The following is a 17,806-nucleotide window of genomic DNA, read 5'->3' on the forward strand; positions in this document are numbered from 1 at the left end:
CTAATGACTAATGACTAACGAAAAAATGATTTTTCGCAATCGGGTGGTTGATAAAGGTCAACTGAGAAATTTAATTTCTTGGGCCTTTACCTATTATGGTACGGCGCGAACCGCAGTAATGGCGGACAAACTGAAAGATTTGGGATTTCGCTACGCTACCAAAGCAGGGGTTTCCATCAGTGTAGATGACTTGATGGTGCCACCAACTAAGCGATTGCTCTTAGAAGCAGCCGAAGAAGAAATTCGGGCTACTGAAACCCGTTACCAACGAGGAGAAATCACGGAAGTAGAACGCTTCCAAAAGGTAATAGATACCTGGAACGGTACTAGTGAAGCTTTGAAAGATGAAGTAGTCGTTCACTTCAAAAAGACTAATCCCCTAAACTCCGTATATATGATGGCATTCTCCGGTGCACGGGGTAACATCTCTCAAGTGCGGCAATTGGTGGGGATGCGGGGACTGATGGCCGATCCTCAAGGGGAAATTATTGATTTGCCCATCAAAACCAATTTCCGTGAAGGATTAACTGTAACGGAATACATTATTTCGTCTTACGGTGCCAGAAAAGGATTGGTAGATACAGCCTTACGGACGGCTGACTCTGGTTATCTCACCCGCCGATTGGTGGATGTATCCCAGGATGTAATTATTCGGGAATTTGACTGCGGCACGACCAGAGGTCTTAGCATTCGACCAATGACAGAAGGGGCCAAAACCTTGATTCCTCTAGCAACTCGCTTGATGGGACGGGTAATTGGCGAAGATGTGCTGCATCCGGTAACAAAAGAAGTCATTGCAGCACGCAATTCCCCAATTTCTGAGGATTTGGCGAAGAAAATTGAAAAATCTGGGGTGGGAGAAGTTGTGGTGCGATCGCCACTAACTTGTGAAGCCGCACGTTCTGTCTGTCAGCACTGCTATGGCTGGAGTTTGGCACACGCCAAGATGGTAGATTTGGGTGAAGCTGTGGGAATTATTGCCGCCCAAAGTATCGGCGAACCTGGTACCCAACTAACCATGCGGACATTCCACACAGGTGGGGTGTTTACTGGAGAAGTGGCACAACAAGTTCGTTCTAAAATTGATGGAACTGTTAAGCTTCCCCGCAAACTGAAAACTAGAACATATCGTACCCGCCACGGGGAAGATGCCCTCTATGTTGAGGCTAATGGCATCATGCTTTTGGAGCCAACAAAAGTAGGTGATGTTACCCCAGAAAACCAAGAGGTTCATCTTACCCAAGGTTCAACACTATATGTATTTGATGGAAATAAGGTAAAACAAGGTCAGTTGTTGGCAGAGGTTGCCCTCGGTGGACGGACAACTCGGACTAATACAGAAAAAGCAGTTAAAGATGTTGCCTCTGACTTAGCAGGGGAAGTGCAATTTGCCGAAGTTGTTCCAGAACAAAAAACTGACCGTCAAGGCAATACCACAACCACAGCCGCACGCGGTGGCTTGATTTGGATTTTGTCTGGGGAAGTTTACAACTTGCCGCCTGGTGCAGAATTGGTGGTGAAAAATGGTGATGCGATCGCTTCTAATGGAGTTTTAGCAGAAACCAAGTTAACTAGTTTGCACGGTGGTGTAGTGCGCTTGCCAGAAGCTACCCCAGGTAAGAGTACCAGGGAAATTGAGATTATCACCGCTTCTGTGGTCTTAGATCAAGCAACGGTGACAGTCCAAAGTTCCCAAGGTCGCAATAACTACTTAGTTTCTACTGGCAACAACCAAGTATTTAACCTCCGAGCTACACCGGGCACAAAAGTGCAAAATGGTCAAGTGGTAGCTGAGTTAATTGATGACCGCTATCGCACAACCACTGGTGGATTCCTGAAATTTGCAGGTGTTGAAGTCCAGAAAAAAGGCAAAGCCAAGCTGGGTTATGAGGTCGTGCAGGGCGGTACCCTGTTGTGGATTCCTGAAGAAAGCCACGAAGTTAATAAAGATATCTCCTTGCTGTTGGTGGAAGACGGTCAGTTTGTCGAAGCTGGCACTGAAGTGGTCAAGGATATATTCTGCCAAAACAGCGGTGTGGTAGAAGTGACCCAGAAAAACGACATCCTACGGGAAGTAGTGGTGAAGCCAGGGGAACTGCTGATGGTGGACGATCCCGAATCAGTTATCGGGCGAGATAACACCTTTATCCAACCAGGTGAGGAATTCCAAGGCAATGTCGCCACGGAATTGCGTTATATCCAGTATGTAGAGACGCCAGAAGGACCCGCCCTGTTGAGCCGTCCAGTAGTTGAGTTTGCCGTCCCTGATAATCCAGATGTGCCATCAACGACATCGGTAAGTCAACAAACCGGGCGATCGATTCAGTTGCGGGCTGTGCAGCGACTACCTTACAAAGATTCAGAACGCGTCAAATCTGTTGAAGGTGTGGAACTGCTGCGAACCCAGTTAGTGCTGGAAATTGAGCAAGAAGGGGAACAAGACCATAATGCTTCACCCCTGGCAGCAGATATTGAATTAGTAGAGGATACCGAAGACCCAGAAGTTCAACGTTTACAACTGGTGATTTTGGAATCTTTGGTAATTCGTCGAGACATTACCGCCGATGCCACACAAGGTAGTACCCAGACTACACTTGAGGTACACGATGGGCTAACCATCGCCCCAGGGTCTGTAGTCGCACGTACCCAAATCTTGTGTAAAGAAGGCGGGGAAGTACGAGGTGTTCAAAAAGGAACCGAAAACGTGCGTCGCTGTTTGGTGTTGCGTGACGTTGACAGGCTCACCATCAATACTAGTACCCAACCCAAAGTAAAAGTGGGTGACTTGCTAGTAGAAGGTACAGAAGTTGCTCCTGGAGTTTTTGCCCCAGAATCAGGGCAAGTAGTGGATGTTAAAAATGTCGCTGCTGCATCTGGTGGGGAATCAGCTTTAAGTACTAAAAACTACGTTATTACTACCCGTATTGGTCGCCCTTATCGAGTCAGCCCTGGTGCTGTGTTACAGATAGAAGACGGCGATTTGGTACAACGGGGTGATAACTTGGTGTTGCTGGTGTTTGAACGCGCCAAAACCGGAGATATTATTCAAGGTTTGCCCCGGATTGAGGAACTACTTGAAGCTCGTAAACCGAAAGAAGCGTGCATCTTATGTCGGCGGGGCGGAGAAGTTAAGGTAGTTTACGGTGATGGTGATGAAGCGATCGCTATCAAGGTCGTAGAATCAAATGGTGTGGTGACAGATTATCCTCTGGGACCAGGACAAAACTTGATTGTGCCAGATGGCTCAATGGTATTAGCGGGACAACCGTTAACTGATGGCCCATCTAATCCCCACGAAATTTTGGAAATCTTCTTTAGCTTGGGTTCCGAAGATGGAATTTATGCTTGTGCTAGCCTTGCTTTACAGAAGGTACAGACTTTCTTGGTGAATGAAGTGCAAATGGTGTACCAGTCTCAAGGGATTGATATTTCCGATAAGCACATTGAAGTGATTGTTCGCCAGATGACCAACAAAGTCAGGATTGATGATGGTGGTGACACCACAATGCTTCCTGGTGAATTGGTGGAACTGCGCCAAGTTGAGCAGGTGAACGAAGCTATGGCAATTACAGGCGGTGCTAGAGCACAGTATACGCCAGTATTGTTGGGGATCACTAAAGCATCGTTGAATACCGACAGCTTTATTTCCGCCGCGTCCTTCCAAGAAACAACACGGGTACTCACCGAAGCAGCTATCGAAGGTAAATCTGACTGGCTGCGCGGATTAAAGGAAAACGTGATTATCGGGCGATTGATTCCGGCTGGTACTGGGTACAATACCTATGAAGAACCAGGAGCGATCGATGACTATGCTGCTGAAATTACCAGTAGTGTATTAGATGAAGTTGACGATCCCCTAGATATGGTATTAGACGATCGCACAGCTCGCACCTATAATTTAGATTCTCCTACTCTTGGGGAATCTGGCTTTGGCAGCAGACGTGCAGAAAGGTCAATTCTAGATGAAGAAGATGAATTAATTGCTGATGAAGTAGCAGATGATGATGATTACGAGGAAGAAGAGGAAGACGACGAAGATGATTTCGACGACGAATAGAGACTTGAAATTTCGCGTCTAAAAAGTAAAAGGTAATACCGAGTCTGCTCAATTACCAATAACCAAAGTACCTCACCCGTGCTAGCGTGCCCCCTTGGCAAGGGGTACGCTAGCTTCAGTTTTACCCCTAGCGACGAGCAAGTCGTCATATTCAATTAAAATAACGTGAGTTCGACAGAACTAAAAAATGGCAGGAGGTAGTGCAGGCAAATCTTTTGGGTAAATATCAATCGACGGTTTTTTGGGCAAGTACGTGTAAGCAGCCAAACCAGCCATCAAATTGACCAAAAAGTTAAACACACGTTGCGTTGCCGAGAGTGTTCTATTTGACACATATTTTTGAGATGGTCATTGACAGACTCAATTAACGTGAGTTCGACGGATAGAACAGCCCAAAAAGCTTGCTAGATAAGAATTTGCTTAACTGGATAGACGAAGTGCGATGCCTGCGGCGGGCTACGCCTACGCTAAGATTAATTGAGAATGAGTAAAAAAGGCACAAAAAAACGCCGAGACTAAAAATATCTAAGAAAAATCAGGGTCAGGGCTTAGTCTACCATTGTATCTCGCCTGGATATAGAACAAATCTTCTGTGACGTAGATGATTTTTGTAACCAGTGGGAGAACTTGTGGCAACAAGTACCACAGTTACCATCCACCAAAGGAGAGCGCCGCAGTTACTCAAGAATGCATTTATCAGAAGTGATGATAATCGTAATTGCATTTCATGGTAGTGGTTATAAGACTTTTAAGGAGTTCTACACGTTGCACGTACTACAAAGCTGGCGTGGAGCGTTTCCAAATTTGGTCAGTTACACAAGATTTGTAGAACTCATGCCCTGGTGTTTAATGTTATTGTGTTGTTTTTTGCATACACGTTATTGAGAAATTACAGGGATTAGTTTTATTGATTCCACGCCGATAGATGTGTGTCACAATTGTCGCTCTCATGCCCATAAAGTTTTTAAAGGGTTAGTGAAATGGGGGAAAAATTCACCTTCGTTGGCACTTTGGGTTTAAACTTCATTTGATTATAAACGACAAAGGAGAATTGCTGGCATTCAAACTAACTCTGGCAAATGTTGATGACCGTAAACCAGTCCCAGATATGACTCGTGACTTAATTGGTAAACTTTTTGGAGATAGAGGATATATCTCGCAAAAACTATTTGAAGAGTTATACAAACGAGGTTTAGAGTTAGTTACTAAATCTAAAAAGAAGATGAAAAACCGTTTGGTAAAACTGATTGATAAAATTCTTTTACGCAAACGGGCGGTAATTGAACGTGAGTTCGACGGAACTAAAAAATGGCAGGAGGTAGTGCAGGCAAATCTTTTGGGTAAATGTCAATCGAAGGTTTTTTGGGCAGATAGGTGTAAGCAGCCAAACCAGTCATCAAGTTGACTAAAAAGTTAAATACACTACGACGCCCTTACAACAACATCAAACACCTTCGCGTAGCGTCTCGAAGAGAAGGCATCAGTTCCACAAATCTGGTATAGCTCACCAAGTTGGGAAACGCTCCACACCAACTTGATAGTACGTGCAACGTGTAAAACTCCTTGAAAGTCTTATAACCACTACCATGAAATGCGATTGCAATTGTCATCACCTCTGATAAATGCATTTCTAATAAATGCATTTTTGATTTGCTGCGGCGCTCTCCTTTTATGGATGGTAACTGTCGTACTTGCTGCCATAGATTTTCCCATTGGTTACAGAAATCATCTACATCGCAGAAAATTTGCGCGGCATTTTTTTGTGACTTTTTTGCTGATTCTAAATCAATCGTAGCGTAGGCGTAGCCCGCCGCAGGCATCGCACTTCACCTGCCCAGTTAAGCAAATTCTATACATAGCAAGCTTTTTGGGCTTTTCTATCCGTCGAACTCACGTTATTTTACCACGGGTCAAAATCACATTTAGAATTTCACCGAGTTCGTTAACTACAATGTGCAACTTAAACCCAAAGAACCAATCGACGGAAGTCTTACCTCTAGCAGCAAAATCCTTAAACACCTTATTCCTTGAAATTCGACGATTATGGCAGACCTTCAAGCTGGTTGAGTCTGCCAAACCGATATCCCGAACTCAGGTTAATTAATAAAGTCAGATTTAATCAGGGTTTCAAGGTTTGAATCTGTTGTCTTGTTTTGGAAAATAAGCCTCTCTGAACCAAAAGCTGATTCTTGAGGGGATCGCTTTTAGCTTATCTGGCTTCGCGTTTAGCTAGTAATATACGTATATGTGTTGTTACTGATTCCCTTTCCGACGATTGACACAACTCGTTGGGCTGAATATAGAAATGAGCTAATTCTAGGCAAAGACCTATGATGGCTATGATTAGAGAAATTTTCTCAAAACGACTCATTACTTCATACCTCGATGATTTTGAGTAACTTAACTGAATTTTTTGTTAAGTAATTACTTTGTTTATACTCTGCTAAGTAATTTCATCTTTGCACTATTTTCATAAACACCGATTGCACAAGTGTGAGTCTTTACTAAATTGCTTTTCATAAACACTTGTGAAGATGTTTTTAACTAGCATATAAATATGACTAGAGGGGAATTTGACAAAGGGTTTCAACAATTAACTCCAAGACGGCAAGAAGTCTTGAAGAGGTTTTTAGCTGGCGAAACAGATGAAGATATTGCCCTATCCTTGAGTATTACTGAAGAAACAGTAAGGCAACACATTTCAACCATTTGTAAAGCGTTTAACTTGAAAAATCAGTTCCCAGATGAACGCCGCTCAAAACGTAGTGATTTGATGGCTCTGTTTGCTCAATATATGCCTGAGTGGATTAGGAGTAATGCTTCTGCAAATACTACAAAACCAGAACTGACACTCCCAAAAACTGATGCAAGTAGTATAAAACCAGAACTGACACTCCCAAAAACTGAGTCAGATCCAAATTTTGTTGGACGAGAAGAAGCGATCGCTGACCTGGACGAACTAGTAAGTGCAGGTAAAAAGGTCATTGTCATCCAAAGTCCTGGTGGTGTTGGTAAGACAACTTTGGCTAAGAAGTATCTCAAGAAAAAATTTGACTTTTTGATTGAATTTCCAATTGCTAAAGAAATCCAAGATATTGCTACCGTCGAGAGTTTGGTTGAAGAGCGACTGCGGCAGCTAGGCGAGGAGCCTGGACGCGAGTTTATGGTATCACTAGAGCGGCTGAAGCATAAGCTTAGAACTCAGGCAATGGGTGTATTAATTGATAATCTAGAACCTGCACTTGATAAGGCGGGCAGATTTATACAACATCACCGCCATTATGTAGAATTGCTGCGAGTCTTGGCTGACTCTGAAGTTCAGTCAGTAACGCTCATTACCAGTCGCGAACCTTTGCATGAAAATGTAGAATTTTTTAACTATCCGCTACCAAGTTTAAGCGAACACGCATGGCGAGAGTATTTTAACAACCGTGGTATCAATACAAATACTGACGCTTTTGCTCAAATGCACAAAGCGTTTGGTGGAAATGCCTTAGTGATGAAAATTCTCTGCTATCCGATTCAGAGATACTTTAAAGGGAATTTAGCTACTTATTGGCAGCAAAATAAGAGTGTACTAGTCGAACCGGATGTAGAAAACCTAATCAAGGAGCAGTTCGACCGTCTCCAAAAAACTTATCCTGAAGCTTATAACCTTTTATGCCGCTTGGGATGCTATCGTTATCAAGTTGTTCCATCAGTATGTACTATTGGGCTTTTAGATTTATTGTGGGACGTACCTGAGTCACAACATTTGCGGGTAGTCAATGATTTGCGCGATCGCTCTTTAGTCGAGTTTCAGCAGCGTCCCTCGGTTAAATTCTGCAATAAAATTGAATACTGTAATGGTGAATACTGGCTGCACCCTTTTATCAGAGCAGAAGCAATTAGTCGGCTAAAGCTAAGTCAAGACTGGCGAAAAGCAAACTATCAGTCCGCTAAGTTTTTTACAAAAAGAGTAAAAATAGTTCAAGACACAAAAGAAGCATTAACTGCTTTAGAAGCTCACTATCATTGGGTAACAATTGAAGACTTTGAAAAGGCCGCAGATGTCATCATAGAACAGAGAAATAATATGTGGGGAACTAATGAGTCTCTGGGGCGATCATTTTACAAACGAGGTCTTTTGCAACCGATGACTGATGCCATAACTAGTATATCAGGTAAGCTTCGATCAGATTATCGACTAGCCAAACTTATTCATACTTTAGGGGCTATAAGTTGGCTGTCCGGTGATATTCACCAAGCTATCACATATTGTGAACAATCCCAAAAAATAGCGCTTCAATCCTTAACTTCCGATTTTAATCAAATTGATAAAGAAACTCAAAAAAAACTCAAATTAATTGAAATAAACTCCTTATTAACTAAAGGTATTTGTCAAATAGGTCTTTGGGAATTAGAAGAAGCCGTCAATACTTTCGCTCAAATGAAAAAGCTTTGTCACGGATTAGATTATAACAAGTATGCGCCATCTGCCTTATTTTATCTTGCATTTTTAAATTACTGTTTAGGTCATTCTCAAGATGCGAGAGCTATAGCTGACCAACTATACAATAAACTACCAGAAAATGAGTTTCCTTCATGGATAAATGAAGGAAGACTCATTTACTTAGCTCTTACATACAAAAACTTAGGAGAAATTGAAAAATCCGACATCATTTACCGTAAAGTCATTTCATATTCTGAAGAAAATCAATTTGCCCAGGATAAAAGTAAAGCGCTAAGTGGTTTAGCAGAGCTATATAGAAAACAAGGAGATTTTAAAACAGCTCTCAATTATCATAAAGAAGCAGTAAATACCCTAAAGCAAATTGGTGCTAAATATGATCTTGCTGAAACTTCTTATCAATTAGGGTTGACTTATCAAAAGATGGGTGAAATCTATGAAAGTCAAGAAAGCTTTGATAAAGCAATTCAACTGTTTGATCAGATACAAGCACCTAAGCAAGTAGAAAAAGTACAAAAGGCAATGAATAATAGTTAAAAGTATTAAATATAGGTAAATTAAAATATAGGTTTTATCGTTCCACTACTAAAGAAGACATAATTTTATACTACAACAATAATACAAAATTGACAGTATGATAAAACTTACATTTTAAATAAATTGGTCAATAGGTTTTCTTGGTATTACTTTGCCTATGTCTTTGGGAATCTTTAATTACTTATGAAATTCCAAAAAATAAATTCTTTAGCCAGATTTAGTAAAGTTAGCGTTGAACACAAATGCGATCGCTTCCACCTGAATTAAAATAAAGCGATCGCAATTAGTTAAATCCGATATGCATTGCTATATATTTTGAGCAAATTTATCACATTAGCTGTCATTTTGAATTTCGTCTAACTTGGCACGTACTGCCTGGATATCCTGCCACATCAACCATTTTGGCGCACCTCTTTCTTTAGAAGGGTTACGCAGCAAGTAAGAAGGATGAAAAATTGGCATACATAAACGCCCTTCCCACTCCAGCCACTGTCCGCGAATTTTCGTAATTCCTCGCTTATCGCCAGTGATCCCTTTGACAGCAGTTGCACCCGTTAACAAAATTATTTTGGGATCAACTAAGCGAATTTGTTCTAGTAGGTAGGGTAGACAAGCCGCCACTTCTACAGGAGTGGGAACTCTATTATCTGGTGGGCGACATTTATTGATATTGGCAATATATACATCATGCTCAGTAGTCAGATTTACTGATGCCAAAATTTTCTCCAGCAATTGTCCCGATCTGCCTACAAATGGTAAACCCGTTTCATCTTCATTTTGACCTGGCGCTTCTCCCACAACCATAATTGGTGCTTTGAGATTGCCACGTCCGACAACAGCATGAGTGCGAGTGTCTCCCAATGCACAACGGTGGCAGCGATCGCAATGCTGTGTCAACTCTGTTATGTCAGAATAAGTTCCGGGAGCGATCGGAATTTTCGCGTCTGTAGGAATCAGTTCTCGTTGGTTAAAAGTTGAGTCGTCGAAGAGGCTGAGTTGGGTTTCGCTGCTCATGAAAATCAGGATTTTGGCATCAGCGCCAGCTGTTATATCTGAGTTAAATAGCCGTTTGGGCGGATATTTATCAGAACAATAAACTTTTGCTGAATACTTAATTATTTATACAAATCTTATTGTATCAGCTAATTTGAGACAAAATTCAGTCATGATAAAAGCAGTGCCGTCCTAAGATGCTGGGGGAAACCATGTCACAGACCCCACTTTTCGCCGATCGTACCCATGCAGGTGAGTTATTGGCGCGAGTAATTCATGATGTTTTGACTCAGCAAACTATTAATTCTGGGGTAAAGCCTGTACCAATTGTTTATGCTTTGCCAAGAGGGGGTATACCAGTAGCAGTACCAATAGCACGTCTTTTAGATTGTCCGTTGACAATTGTTGTGGCAAAAAAGATTAGCCATCCAGAAAACCCAGAGTTAGCAATTGGTGCAGTGACTACTTCTGGAAATGTTCTTTGGGTCGATCAAAAGCTATTTCGCTCTAAACATGATGCGCGGTGGCGAGAAATAGCTTTAAATAAAGCGATAAACCTTGCTAAGTCTCTTGAGGCTCGATTAATTCCTGCTTGTCCGCAAGTGAATGCAGAGAATGCTACGCTCATCTTAGTTGATGATGGCATTGCTACAGGCATGACAATAGCAGTAGCAGCAACTGCCATGAGAGCGCTTTCTCCAGCAGCAGTTTGGCTATGTACTCCAGTAGCGCCACAAAAATTGCTACCTTGGCTAGAACAGTGGGGCGATCGCACAATAGTCTTGGAAACACCCGAACCCTTCTGGAGTGTGAGTAATTTTTACGCAGAATTTCCCCAAGTAGATATATTAGAAGTTCTCGTATATCTTCAACAACAAAAAACAATCGGGAGAATTGATCTGTGCGAGTAATTTTAAATTGTTTTCCAATCTTACTTTTTAACTATTTGAAGATGTTCCCTGCTGATATTGCATAGCTTTGGCATAATCACCCAAGGCGTAGCAAGCGACTTTCAGACTGGCAAGAGCTTGTTCTTCACTGCGACGATCTTTGATATTTCTAGCTAACAGCAAACGTTCTTCATAATATGTAATTGCTTTGTTATAGTCACCCAAAGCTTCACAAGCAACTCCTAAACTACTTAAAGACTGTTCCTCACTACGCTTGTCTTGAATTTCTTTGGCTAATTGCAACCGATCTTCATAATACTTAATCGCTTTGGTATAATCACCTAAAGCATAACAAGCATTGCCCAGATTCTTTAGCACCTGAGAAGCACTGCGAACATTTTTTAAAGAGCGTGATAGTACTACACATTGCTCATAATAGGCGATCGCTTTTGGGTAATTGTTCAAAGCATACCAAGCATTACCCAAATTCTTGAGTACCTGTTCCTCGCCCCAATTATCTTTGAGTTCCCGCACAATCTCTAGACTTTGCTGTTGATACTCAATAGCCTGTGTAAAGTTACCTAAAGCTTTATACACCAATCCCAAATTATTGAGTGCTGCGACTTGACTACGTTTGTCTTGCAACTGTTGCGTTATTTTCAAACATTTTTCTAGAAACTCAATAGCCTTTTTATGGTCATTCAGATGACGGTATGCATTCCCTAAATGGGAAAGAGCTTGCATTTGCAATGCTAAATCTGAGGTGTTATTGAGCAAAGACAGACACTGTTGGGAGTAAGATATAGCACCTTTGTAGTCTCCAGCGCTGTAAGTTACCAATCCTAAAAAAGAAAGTACCTGTGCCTGTTTTTCTAAATCGCCAACTGCCTGAAACAGCCCCAAGGATTGTTGTAAAGATTTCATAGCCGTTATTAATTCGCCGGCTTGCTGCTGTTGAATTCCTTGCCGTAGTAGCTTGGACGCTTCTGACAAGTGGTCATCACTTTCTTGTGGAGGTATTATTTCTGCTTGTGAACCAGAGTCAAATTCATGGGTAATTGTATTACGCTTCACTGGTTTTAGGTATGTTATGGGTAATTGCAAGGGAACTGTATTTTCGATCTGGTTATTCTATTCGCCTTTAGACATCAACTCCTTCTTGTGAAGTCTAGTGCTAAATTTAGTGTTCCCAAAACCAGGATGCATCTTTCACCAGTCTGGTTTACCACAGCATAAGTTTAGGAAATGTGAGAGTTTATATAGCGATCGCTATATAATTTTAATCGAGGTTTTTAGATTGCCACCGATCAAGAATAATCACTCTATAGTAGTTTTAGATTATTTGCAATTGTGTATATTCCTTATCTATTCATATTTTTTACATCTAGATTAGTTCGATTAAAAAATAATTTTTGACAAGCTTATTTAATAGTTTTATTACCAATATTCGTTCTGTATGTATGGTGCAGAATATCCCGCACCTCCATTAAAATTTTTCCTAGCATATTTTTACCACTCCCATCGGCTCCGCAACCCCAGTAAAAATCGATAGGTGAATTTTCAACAATTTCTACATTATTTGTAGAAAGTAAAATATCTCTAATATCTGTATGAGTTTGAAATTTGCACAGCACAGCTTGCCGCATGATGTCATCTTTAACCTGTTCCCAATCTTGACGTAAGGGACGCGTTCTCTCACGCCCCATTTTTGCTGCATCTTTAGGTGTTTTAACTAGACGGATTTGTTCTACATGAGGTGTACCCACAAACTTTTGAGCCTGAAAGTAGTGTTCGCTAGTTGACCAATACAATCCATCTAATTCAAAGCCGTGGGACGAAAAGTTAGAGAAACAGCCATACTCTTCACGAGTACTATAAAAATAAATTGTCATAAAATTTGATTCAACTTTTTTTGAATTTACTGAATTTATAAGTATTTTATAAAACAGATGATTTATTTTCTGTTGATTCAATAAACGCCTCAAACTGACCATTAGGAGTCCATTGGATAGCCCCATCTCGTCCTGTAAAGAACAGTTTAGTTTGATTTTGATTCAGTTCAGATAAAGTTTTTGGATCAAAGTTGGCAGAAGAAGCGATCGCTACTTGTGGTTGTAGAGCAATAACTAAATCTTTCAATGACTCAGGGGCACACCAAAGCACTTGCGGGCGAGGCAAACTTCCATTTTTAACTAGTTGCTGTACCTCTTTAGATTTAACATTACCTACTAATAACCAATTTTGATCTAAAATTCGCAATTGTAAAATTGGTAATTGGTCGTTGATTAACTGCGCTACTATCGAACCAGCTTTCACAGATTGACCAACTCCCAAAGGTTGATAAATTCCTTGATGTTTTTGTAGTTCCTGTTGAATAGCCTGAGTTGTAATAAAATTATCTGTTTGGGGTGAATATTCATAAAAATTATTGATTGGTAAACGTTGCATTAATTCAAACCAAGCATTGCTTTGATTACCTTGAAAATCAGTTGCGATCGCCCAATTTATTTGATTTACACCCTGCTGTTGTAAAAACGGTAAAATTGTAAAACGTCCTGTACCTTCATCACCACTGTTAATGACAGTTACAGTGTCTCGATCTTGAACGACTACAATTGGTTCTGTCCCCGATTCTAAGACTGTTATCCTAAACAATGTATTTTTAGAATGCCAAAGTGGGATGAATACTAAACCAATCGCAATCATATTAGCAAACCACCACCGTCTTTGCCACCAACGCACTAACCAGACCAATATAATTAGTATATAAATCGCCAAAAGCTGCCAAGTAGATATGCTGCCCACAGCAACAGAATTTCCAGGTAACTTGCTAAAAAATTCCACTAGCTTAATTAGCCAATCAGTAGGATAATGTAACACCCCAGCTAGGAAGCTTCCTGCTTCAGTCCACACTAAACCTACTAACGCACTGATAATTCCACCTATACTAATGATCGAAATTAATGGAGTACTAACTACATTCAACAACAGACTATAAGATGGTACAACTCCAAAGACAAAAAGTTGCACAGGTAAAGTCCAAATAGTTGCAGCTAGGGGAACAGCAATCAAAGCAGCGATCGCAGGTGGTAGCCATGCTAGGCGATTGACCAATGCAGGTACTGTTACAATTAATCCTAATGTTGCTAAAAAACTCAATTGAAAACCTAAATCCCAAATCCATAAAGGATTGAACACTAATAGCATAGTTGCTGCCAATAGTAACGATCCGAACTGTTTTACCTTCCTTTTTAAGAGCAGACCAACTAATGCCGCAAAACCCATAATTACGGCTCTGAGAACCGCAGGTTGAAACCCTGTTAAACTCAGAAAAATGATTAAAGCCAAAAAGCCAAGAGTAAATTGCGTTCCTTTTCTTGCTCGCCTCGTTAACTGTAAAATTACACTCAAAATCAAAGAAGTTTGGAACCCAGAAGCCGCTAAAGCATGAGCTAATCCGGCTTGTACAAATAAGTCGCGGATATCGTAAGGTAAATCAACAGCTTTGCTGCCTAAAACCATTGCGCTGACAAGAGGCCCTTCAGGAATACCCAACCAACGAACTTGCGATCGCACAATTCGCTCCCGAATTTGCCACCATCCCCATTTACGTTCCGGCTCCAAAACATTTATTTGTCGCCCAATCAAACCAGCAAACGTTCCTTCCTGCTTGAGAAACTTCTGAAAATCGAAACCACCAGGGTTGGAAGCCGCCTTTGGTTTGTACAAAATCCCAGTTACGGCAATTTGTTGACTAGGGTATAACCCAGTAGCCTGAAGTATAGGGACTGTCACATACAATTTGCCTGTAACCCCTTGTGGAACACCTGCTGAACCTTTATCATTTTTAACTTCATCTAACTGAGTCGTTTCCAGCCAAAATTGTCCTCGCTGACTGCGAGTTAAGCGGGGATTACTCGCCACTTCGCCGCGTACAATCACAAGTTGTTCTTGATTGCTGTTATTTCCAGGCGGGACAAACTGACTAATATCTTTTGCACCCGGTTGTGGCATTCGCCATTGAAAATATAAAGTTGCTAATAATCCCACCAAGCCAGCAGCTAGCCATATTCGAGGATGGGGAATAGTTTGCCAAATATTAGGCACTGCCTTATTTTTGCTTCCAGTATTTTCTGGTTTCTGAGCAAATTGCTGTAGTGTGGTGCGTCTTCTAAAAACAATTGCTCCCACTATCCCCACAACCAAAATCCCCATACCACCCCAAGGAATTGCTGTAAACAGCAACCCAAAAATGTAGCCAAGACAAATAATTACACCACTGGTTTGAATCATAAGATTTTTGTAAAAGCACCTGGCAACCCGAATTTGTTGATGGTTTAATTAAATATAGATAGGGCAGCAATAAAGAAAAATCGGCGTTACTGAATTTGGTTATTACAGCAATTTTCAGGTAAATAGACCACAGTGATTGAACCAACCTAAGGCATCATCTTCGTTAATATAATTGACAGCAAGAGCCATTGCTTGGTCGAGTGATTCGATGGTGCGTGCCTCACAGGAACGGAGAAATTGCTTAGTTTCGACCAACACAGTTCTATGGGAGATAAATCTGGAGAGTAGGGAGGCAAAAACTTGACTTTTGCACCAACAGATTCAATTGCAACTCTTACACGTTCAGCATGATGAACTCGGAGATTATCCATGGCCACGATCGCTCCTTTCCATAACTGAGGTACTAAGACCTCAGTTACATAAGTGAGAAAAACATCAGTATTTGTACTACCGGGTACAGTCATTGCTGCAACCAGCCCATCAAGGTTTAAAGCTCCAATCAAAGAAACGTTCCCACCTTTACTTCCTGGTATATTTCCAACTGCTCTTTCGCCATTGACTGCTCTGGCAAACAAGCGCGACATTGATAAATTCAATCCCGCTTCATCGACAAATATCAGATTTCTGACATCAATTTTATCTAACCACCGACGATAGTCATGTCTTAGCTCTTGTACTCTTGGGGTATCTTGCTCACTAGTATAAAGACTTTTTTTTTACACGTAAGCCTAATTTTTCTATCGCACGATGCATTGTTGTGATACTCACACTAATCCCTGTGCGTTCTGCATAGCGATCGCATAATTCTCTCAGTAACAAATCATTTTTTTCCTCAACCAAAGACTGGATCAGTGATAAATGCTCGTTTATTATTATTGGCTTTTGGTATCCTCCACGTTGTTTCGCCTCGACTTGGCCATTTGTCCGATACTGGCGCAGTAGGTTTCGCACAAATGACAAACTGACCTTAAATCTTTGCGCCAACTGACGTTGAGACCCTTCTTTTGCTTCCCAAGCCATAATCACACGCTCACGCAAATCCTTTGAGTAAGATACTGGCATCTATTCAAACAATGCTATCTCTTCAGTTTACCTGAGTCTGTAGTTCAATTACCTGAAAATTGCTGTAAATTCAAAAATAAAATATTCCAAACTCTTATTATCTGTGCTTGGAGCACCTCTGCGTGAGCTTTTTATCTCTTTAATCAACAGCAGCGAAAAATTTTTATGCTTGTGGTGAGTATAGTCCATCAAGTTTATATAAACAAAGCCCGCACAGGCGGGCCTTATTCTTGTAGCTTGAATGTTCTACACTCAATATTTAACCGTATTTCTGTCCTTTAGCAAAAGCTGCATCAAAAAGATATACCTAGCTTAAACCTCAGCGCCACAAGAATAAACAGAACATAAAATCGTAGTAAATGAAATTTGGCACGACTCTGGGTACCTTTGCAGTTTAAAATGCTATTATTTTACACTAAACTGTACTTAGTTCGTCTAGACGCACCCTTTAGGATGTTGGGCTTCCTGTTGAACTCACAGCATCTTTGAGCAACGGAAAACCTAACTTCTCCCTTTGCTCAACATATAAATGAGCTACCTTCCTAGCCAAATGCCGAATCCTAGCAATATAGCGAGTTCTCTCCGTCACCGAAATCACACCTCTAGCATCCAGCAGATTGAATGTGTGCGAACACTTCATTACATAATCTAAGCTAGGCAATACCAATCCTCGCTCCGTCAATTGGGTAGCTTCCTGCTCATATAAATTAAATAATGTCAGTAGCAACTCAGGATTTGACGCTTCAAAGTTGTATGTGCACTGCTCAATCTCACTTTGCAGGAAAACATCGCCATAAGTAATGTTGTCTGTCCACTGGATCTTAGTAAATGCTTCTACTTGCTGGAGATACATTGTCAGCCGCTCTAACCCGTATGTAATTTCAATCGACACCGGACGGCAATCAATTCCTCCACACTGTTGGAAGTAGGTAAATTGAGTAACTTCCATCCCATCTAACCAGACTTCCCACCCAGTGCCCCAAGCTCCCACAGTTGCATCTTCCCAGTTATCCTCTACAAACCGAATATCGTGGTCTTGAGGACGAATACCTAAAGCTCTTAACGAATCAAGATAAATCTCCTGAATATTATCTGGTGATGGCTTAATCAGAACTTGGTACTGATAATAGTGTTGAAAACGGTTAGGGTTTTCGCCATAGCGTCCATCAGTAGGACGACGACAAGGCTCAACGTAAGCAACAGACCAAGGTTCCGGCCCCAATGCTCTTAAAAAAGTCTGGGGATTCTTAGTACCAGCCCCCTTTTCAATATCGTAGGGCTGGGCAATAAGACAACCGCGATCGCCCCAAAAATTATGCAATAAACTTATTACCGACTGAAAATTCACGCTTGTTCTATCCTTACTTAACACAGTGCATAAACCATTGTTGCCTAGAACCCGGCACTGTGGGCAATTTCAGGAGATGCGGAAGCGGTCCAAAAGTATTTTGGGAAAAATAGTTGACACAATGAATTGGGTTCGCTATATTGAATAAGTGCTTGAAGCGGAGCGCGAAAGAGCGA

General features: G+C 41.2%; 10 protein-coding genes and 4 pseudogenes. 4 read left to right on the forward strand and 10 right to left on the reverse strand.

Annotation, left to right across the window (positions count from 1 at the left end):
- Positions 1-10: 10 nt before the first annotated feature.
- Positions 11-4,057 carry a DNA-directed RNA polymerase subunit beta'' gene (locus V7K53_RS11660; protein ID WP_335197665.1) on the forward strand — a complete coding sequence of 1,349 codons (4,047 nt, stop codon included), beginning with the start codon at positions 11-13 and terminating at the stop codon, positions 4,055-4,057.
- A 180-nt stretch (positions 4,058-4,237) separates the two neighbouring features.
- Here the strand turns inward: V7K53_RS11660 and V7K53_RS11665 are convergent.
- A pseudogene (locus tag V7K53_RS11665) lies at positions 4,238-4,422 on the reverse strand (IS982 family transposase); the annotation flags it as partial.
- Positions 4,423-4,615: 193 nt separating this feature from the next.
- Between V7K53_RS11665 and V7K53_RS34040 the strand changes: the two are divergent.
- Positions 4,616-5,378: pseudogene (locus V7K53_RS34040) on the forward strand (IS982 family transposase); the annotation flags it as partial.
- Between the two features lie 115 nt (positions 5,379-5,493).
- Here V7K53_RS34040 and V7K53_RS11680 read toward each other — a convergent pair.
- Together V7K53_RS11680 and V7K53_RS11685 are read right to left on the reverse strand one after the other, a co-directional pair.
- Positions 5,494-5,877 (reverse strand): annotated as a pseudogene (locus V7K53_RS11680) (hypothetical protein); the annotation flags it as partial.
- Between the two features lie 76 nt (positions 5,878-5,953).
- Positions 5,954-6,139 (reverse strand): annotated as a pseudogene (locus V7K53_RS11685) (transposase); the annotation flags it as partial.
- A gap of 475 nt (positions 6,140-6,614) precedes the next feature.
- On the opposite strand from V7K53_RS11685, the gene V7K53_RS11690 reads away from it, so the two are divergent.
- The gene (locus V7K53_RS11690; protein WP_335197669.1) at positions 6,615-9,044 is read left to right on the forward strand and encodes a LuxR C-terminal-related transcriptional regulator; all 2,430 of its coding nucleotides are present in this window, start codon (positions 6,615-6,617) and stop codon (positions 9,042-9,044) included.
- 333 nt (positions 9,045-9,377) lie between these two features.
- On the opposite strand, the gene V7K53_RS11695 is transcribed toward V7K53_RS11690, so the two are convergent.
- Complete coding sequence (locus V7K53_RS11695) at positions 9,378-10,058, reverse strand: uracil-DNA glycosylase (RefSeq protein WP_335197670.1); 681 nt, start codon at positions 10,056-10,058, stop codon at positions 9,378-9,380.
- 191 nt (positions 10,059-10,249) lie between these two features.
- Between V7K53_RS11695 and V7K53_RS11700 the strand changes: the two genes are divergently transcribed.
- Positions 10,250-10,948: a phosphoribosyltransferase gene (locus V7K53_RS11700; protein WP_335197671.1), complete on the forward strand. Its 699-nt coding sequence runs from the start codon at positions 10,250-10,252 to the stop codon at positions 10,946-10,948.
- Between the two features lie 27 nt (positions 10,949-10,975).
- On the opposite strand, the gene V7K53_RS11705 is transcribed toward V7K53_RS11700, so the two are convergent.
- The 6 genes from V7K53_RS11705 to glyQ form a co-directional block, all read right to left on the reverse strand.
- Positions 10,976-12,001, reverse strand: coding sequence for a tetratricopeptide repeat protein (locus tag V7K53_RS11705; protein ID WP_442940482.1), 1,026 nt, complete (start codon positions 11,999-12,001; stop codon positions 10,976-10,978).
- Positions 12,002-12,348: 347 nt separating this feature from the next.
- Positions 12,349-12,819: an NADAR family protein gene (locus tag V7K53_RS11710; protein WP_335197672.1), complete on the reverse strand. Its 471-nt coding sequence runs from the start codon at positions 12,817-12,819 to the stop codon at positions 12,349-12,351.
- Positions 12,820-12,865: 46 nt separating this feature from the next.
- Positions 12,866-15,220, reverse strand: coding sequence for a ComEC/Rec2 family competence protein (locus V7K53_RS11715; protein ID WP_335197673.1), 2,355 nt, complete (start codon positions 15,218-15,220; stop codon positions 12,866-12,868).
- Positions 15,221-15,366: 146 nt separating this feature from the next.
- Entirely contained in the window at positions 15,367-15,855 is a 489-nt protein-coding gene (locus V7K53_RS11720) for a transposase (protein WP_335197682.1), read from the reverse strand.
- A 61-nt stretch (positions 15,856-15,916) separates the two neighbouring features.
- Positions 15,917-16,282, reverse strand: a complete 366-nt coding sequence (locus V7K53_RS11725; RefSeq protein WP_335197674.1) for a helix-turn-helix domain-containing protein — start codon at positions 16,280-16,282, stop codon at positions 15,917-15,919.
- A gap of 448 nt (positions 16,283-16,730) precedes the next feature.
- The gene (glyQ, locus tag V7K53_RS11730) at positions 16,731-17,630 is read right to left on the reverse strand and encodes a glycine--tRNA ligase subunit alpha (RefSeq protein ID WP_335197676.1); all 900 of its coding nucleotides are present in this window, start codon (positions 17,628-17,630) and stop codon (positions 16,731-16,733) included.
- Positions 17,631-17,806: the final 176 nt, after the last annotated feature.

This window comes from Nostoc sp. (assembly GCF_036917355.1).
Taxonomy (GTDB): Bacteria; Cyanobacteriota; Cyanobacteriia; order Cyanobacteriales; family Nostocaceae; genus Nostoc.

Bases quoted from the DNA above. Each gene is read 5' to 3' on its own strand.
- V7K53_RS11660 (WP_335197665.1), top strand. From the start codon at position 11: ATGACTAACGAAAAAATGATTTTTCGCAATCGGGTGGTTGATAAAGGT.
- V7K53_RS11690 (WP_335197669.1), top strand. From the start codon at position 6,615: ATGACTAGAGGGGAATTTGACAAAGGGTTTCAACAATTAACTCCAAGA.
- V7K53_RS11695 (WP_335197670.1), bottom strand. From the start codon at position 10,058: ATGAGCAGCGAAACCCAACTCAGCCTCTTCGACGACTCAACTTTTAAC.
- V7K53_RS11700 (WP_335197671.1), top strand. From the start codon at position 10,250: ATGTCACAGACCCCACTTTTCGCCGATCGTACCCATGCAGGTGAGTTA.
- V7K53_RS11710 (WP_335197672.1), bottom strand. From the start codon at position 12,819: ATGACAATTTATTTTTATAGTACTCGTGAAGAGTATGGCTGTTTCTCT.
- V7K53_RS11715 (WP_335197673.1), bottom strand. From the start codon at position 15,220: ATGATTCAAACCAGTGGTGTAATTATTTGTCTTGGCTACATTTTTGGG.
- V7K53_RS11725 (WP_335197674.1), bottom strand. From the start codon at position 16,282: ATGCCAGTATCTTACTCAAAGGATTTGCGTGAGCGTGTGATTATGGCT.